This is a genomic window from Photorhabdus stackebrandtii (assembly GCF_011189495.1).
GTDB lineage: Bacteria > Pseudomonadota > Gammaproteobacteria > Enterobacterales > Enterobacteriaceae > Photorhabdus > Photorhabdus khanii.
The window spans coordinates 1-5,330 of sequence record NZ_PUJV01000069.1 but is presented as its reverse complement, the minus strand read 5'-3'; the positions used below and the strand labels follow the sequence as shown (position 1 = coordinate 5,330).

At 51.6% G+C, this 5,330-nt stretch carries 1 protein-coding gene; it reads right to left on the bottom strand.

Annotation, left to right across the window (positions count from 1 at the left end; genetic code table 11):
- Window positions 1-423 precede the first annotated feature (423 nt).
- Window positions 424-5,330, bottom strand: a 4,907-nt coding sequence (locus C5470_RS21235; protein WP_166291758.1) for a non-ribosomal peptide synthetase, incomplete at its 5' end; no start/stop codon positions are given.

Below are 5,330 nucleotides of genomic sequence, written 5' to 3'. Positions count from 1 at the left end.
GCGAAGACTGATTATTGATGACATGAACGGCCTACCGGCCTGATGAGAAACCTAACATAAAAAATGGCTCTTTCAAGCCGACAAGGTTTTAAGGTTCATCAGGCGCGGAACTCATCGAGGCGCAGGCTCCTTGCCTACAGTGACGCCGGATAGATTTAAGCAAGCCAAAAATTCATCAAAAATGAGTGTTGCAAAAACGAGGGGAACCATAGATTTTTTATGCTCTCCTAAAATAGAGATAGTTTGCTTTTCAATCAATAGAGCAACACCCGCCACGCTTCTTATCGGTTTAATAATTAGCGAAAATTGGCGGGGTTTTTACCTTAATTTTATTTAAGAAGAAATGTCCGGCCATTATAAATACCTTTAACCGGACAATATCGCCGTCAATAACCGATTTTTATACCTGCAATATCACTGACATTACACCACCTCCGCTTCACAATTCATTGCCAACGCCATACTTAAAGTTTTAGCCAAAATGGTTTTATTTTCACTGTCTTCCATCAGGCTAAAATGGTCGCCGGGTACAGATGTTAGCTGGAGCGAAGAATCAGGCACGACCTGCTTCCAGCCTAACGACGGTTCCATACTCAAGGAGGGTAATGTGGCTTCCGTAACAAAAGGGATCTGCGGATAAGATTCCATCGCATAGAACTGGTGGAGCGTTATCGCCAAAGCTTGTGGTTCATATTCTTTGACCATTTGCATATAATTCCCCATCTGTTCCCAACGTTTTGCGATCAAATCAGGACACAGATTTGCCGGGTATAGTTCCAGTTCCTGCGCCGCGGCAATAAATTGCACCAAATTCAGTTTATCGATTCTCTGATGCAATACCGCAATCTCCTCTTCATGTTCCCCTCCCGACTGTTTTGCCAGTTCAGCCAGAAACTGGAGTTTTAGTTGAATGACCTGCTGCTTGAAGCAGTGAGGGGCCGGCGTATCAATCAAACCCAGGAAATCGACGGTCTCACCGGCATTCAAAAGTTGCTGGGCAATAGCATAAGCCAATACTCCACCAGAAGAGTAACCGTAGATCCGGTATCGGCCTTCCGGTTGAACCGCCTTCATAAAGGTGATCATTTTGGCAGCCAACGCTTCAATAGTTGATACCTGTTCCTCATTGATGGACGGCCATGGCAATGCATAAATCGGATAGTCTGACTGAATATGTTGAGCTAATCCAAAGACATAGGAGTAATCATCCATGCCGCTGGGCACAAAGAATAACGGCGGTTCTATTCCTGATGGCCGCACAGGTATCGCACTGCTTTGCAGCTGGGACAGTGGATCTAATGTGATTTTTGATACCAGTTCAGCCAGCACAGGGAATTGGAAGAGATTATTCAATGTACACATCAAACCACGACCTGCGACAAGGTTGATCATCCGCATGGCAAGCAGCGAATGTCCACCCAAGGCAAAGAAATTGTCATACCGGCCTATCTGCTCAACTTCCAGCAATTCACGCCAAATAGCAGCCAATGCGATCTCAACCTCCCCCTGCGGTGCTTCATAGACCTGATGAGCAAAGGCATGCTGATCAGGTTGCGGCAGCGCACGGCGATCCAGCTTACCGTTAGGGGTCAGCGGAAATGCGTCCAGACGTACAAAAGCCGCCGGCACCATGTAGTCAGGCAACCGTGCTCTCAGATGGCTATACAAGCAGGTAGCCAATCCATCATCCGCTGGCGCCACCACATAAGCAACCAGTTGTTTGTCCTGCCCCTCCCCTAACGCCTGCACCACAGCTTCACGTATCGCCGGATATTCCACCAGTCGGGCCTCAATTTCCCCCAATTCAATACGGAAACCGCGGATTTTGACCTGCTGGTCATTACGGCCCAGGAATTCCAGATTACCGTCCGGCAGGTAACGGGCCAAATCCCCAGAGCGGTACATCCGGGCATCCGGTTTATTGCTAAAGGGATCAACCAGGAAACGTTCCGCGGTCAAGTCAGGACGATTGAGATAACCACAGGCAACCCCGTCTCCCCCGATATAAATCTCACCGGCCACACCCAACGGTACCGGTTGACCATCAGTATCCAACAGATAAACCCGCGTATTGCCGATTGGACGGCCAATAGGGATATTTGTCGTCCCCACCGGCAACGCAGTGATGTGATATGTCGCAGTAAAGGTGGTTCCTTCACTGGGTCCGTAGCCATTCAATAACTGTTGCGGTGGATTATTATGCAGTACCTGAGCAATCACATGGGGATCAAGGGCATCTCCACCGACAATCAGGATTTTGATCTGCGGGAGAACCGAGGATAATTCTGCGGCCAGCCGGTTAAACAACCCAACGCTTAACCACAGGATATTAATTTGATACTGGTGTAAAGCCAGGGCAAAATCCGGTGGAGTCAGCAAGGTAGCGTGGTCGATAACCACCAGCGCGGCACCGTTAAGCAAAGAGGCCCAAACTTCGAAGGTACTGGCATCGAAAACCGGATTCGCAGCAAAAGCCACCCGGTCACCCGGCTCAATTTCAGCATAGCCATTATTAATAACCAGCCGGACCACCGCCCGATGCGGCACAATCACCCCTTTTGGCATGCCAGTCGAGCCGGAAGTGTACATGACATACGCTGATCCAGCGCTGGAATGAGGTAAGTCAGGATTGAAGCTATCTTCCTCCCCGATTGTATCCCTCTCACCAGAGAGACGAAACAATGGCACAGCTAAATCAGCCGGGATATCAGCCCGCGCATCGGTGATCAGCAATTTGGCTGAACAATCGTTTATCAGCCAGTTTTTCCGTTCATCCGGCACTCTGGGATCAATCGGTACGTAAACGGCACCAACTTTGAGAATAGCTAACTGGGCCACCACCAGTTCAATCGACCGTTCTAACAAGATTGCAACATGCTCATTTGGGCAAATGCCCAGTTCGATCAGTTGACGAGCTAACCGATTAGCACGAGCATTCAATTCAACATAACTCAGCGTTTGATCTCCCGCTATCAGTGCTGTCGCTCCCGGGGTTTTCTCCGCCTGCTGTTCAAACAACTGATGAATGCATAGCTGCTCAGGATACACCGTTTCCGTGGCGTTCCAGGTTTCCAGCAACAGCGTGCGTTCCGTTTCCGGCAGGACGTTCAGTGCCCGTACCGGCATTTCTGGAGCCTGTTCAAGCGCTTCTACCAAGCTCTCCAGCGCCTGATACATATAACTGCATAGCCTTTCCGGCTCAAACGGCTGCACGACCTGAACGGTCAACCCCAAAGTGGAGCCGCCATCCTCTACCGACAACACAAACGGGTAGTTGGTCCGCTCCTGCTCACCGAGGAATTCAATACCGCTGATGATTTCATCCGGTGTGACCGGCTGGCTATTATGCCGATAATTCAACAGCGCATTGAACAGCGGTGTCCCACTGGCTACCCCACTGCAACGTTGAGCCAGCGCCAGTGATGCATGTTCATGCGCTAATAATCCCGCCAATCGGGTATGGGCGGTCTGTACACTCTCCCGCACCGGGGTTTCATCCATATCCAACCGTAACGGCAGGGTATTAATAAACAGTCCCATGCCATTATCGGCACCTTCGCCAGCCTGCATACGCCCAAACAACACCGTGCCAAATACCACTTGCTTCTGACCACTGGTACGCGACAACACCTGCGCCCAGGCCAAATGACACAACGCCGCCACACTGACACCCAAACGCCGGGCCTGATTACGCAGACGACTATTCAGTGCAGGCGTCAGCATCCGGTGCGATTCCGTCACCTGCGAGCCGTCATGGTGTACTTCCGTCAATCCGAACGGCAGCGTCGGCTCATCCACCGTCGCCAGCATATCGGTAAAGAAACGGGTATGTTCTGACTGGTCAGTGCCCAACCGAGCCTGTGCCACCAGATGACGGAAAGGTGTCGAAGCCAGCAAGCTGCCTCCCCGTCCGGTAAGATACGCCTGCACTTCACTGTTCATCACTTCCAGCGTGGTATGGTCGCCAATCAGGTGATGCAGTAGTTGCAGCAGGATCCAGCGGCCATCGGTATCCTGAGCAATTGCAAAGCGCAACAACGGAGCCTGACTCAGGTCAATACGATGCCGGCGTGGATCAAAACGTTGGCCCAGTTGGTCACTGATCGATCCGTCAGCCGGATTGAGTGTCAATTCTGTGACGGATAAAGGAACCTGACGGCAAACCACCTGAGCCGGAGCTGATAGCCCCTCCCAGATAAAAGCAGTACGCAGAATATCATGGCGGTCAACCACCTGTTGAACTGCGGCCAGATAACGATCCAGCAAAGACCGATCCGCAAAAGCCTGTTGGGTTATCAGCAGATAAGGATCGCCTTCGTTTGCCAGTAAATGGTGGAATAAAATGCCATCCTGTAGCGGTGACAAGGCATAGATATCCTGAATATTGGCAATCCCGCCCGGAACTTGTTCAACTATGCGGTCAATCTCAAGCTGAGTCAGATCAATCAACGGTAGCATTTCTGGCGTCAGCACAAGAGTATCCGGTGTAATACGGTTGTCAGGTACCGGGATTTCACAATGTTGCGCCAGAGACTGGGCCAAAACACTGAGTGTCGGATGCTCGAATAGCGTTTGGACCGATACGCCCAGCCCCATACGCCGCAAACGTTCAATCATCCTGACAGCAAGCAGCGAGTGACCACCTAGCGCAAAGAAGCTGTCGTGCCGGCCAACCTGCTCAACTGCCAGTAATTCACGCCAGATAGTGGCGAGCGCACTCTCAATTTCCCCTTGCGGCGCTTCGTAAACCTGACGAGCAAAAGCATCCTCTCCCGGTGCCGGCAGCGCCCGGCGATCCAACTTACCGTTCGGCGTCAACGGGAAGGTATCCAGACGCACAAAAGCCGCCGGTACCATATAGTCAGGTAAAATATCACTCAGATGTTCACGCAAACGGGCAGCTAATCCGTTAGCTTCTTCCGCCACGACATAAGCGACCAGACGTTTGTCCTGCCCGTCACCCAGCGCCAGCACCCTCGCTTCGCGCACCGCAGGATATTCTGTCAACCGGGCTTCGATTTCACCCGGTTCAATCCGGAATCCACGGATTTTAACCTGCTGGTCATTACGGCCAACAAACACCAGATTGCCGTCCGGCAAATAACGGGCTAAATCCCCGCTGCGATACATTCTCGCATCAGTTGCATCACTAAACCGGTCAGCCAGAAAACGTTCGTCGGTCAAGTCAGGGAGATTGAGATAACCACGCGTCACACCGGCACCCCCAATATACAGCTCCCCCACCGCCCCCAATGGCACTGGCTGACCATCGTCATCCAGCAGATAAATCCGGGTATTCGCCGTCGGACGCCCAATAGGTACCAACGCAT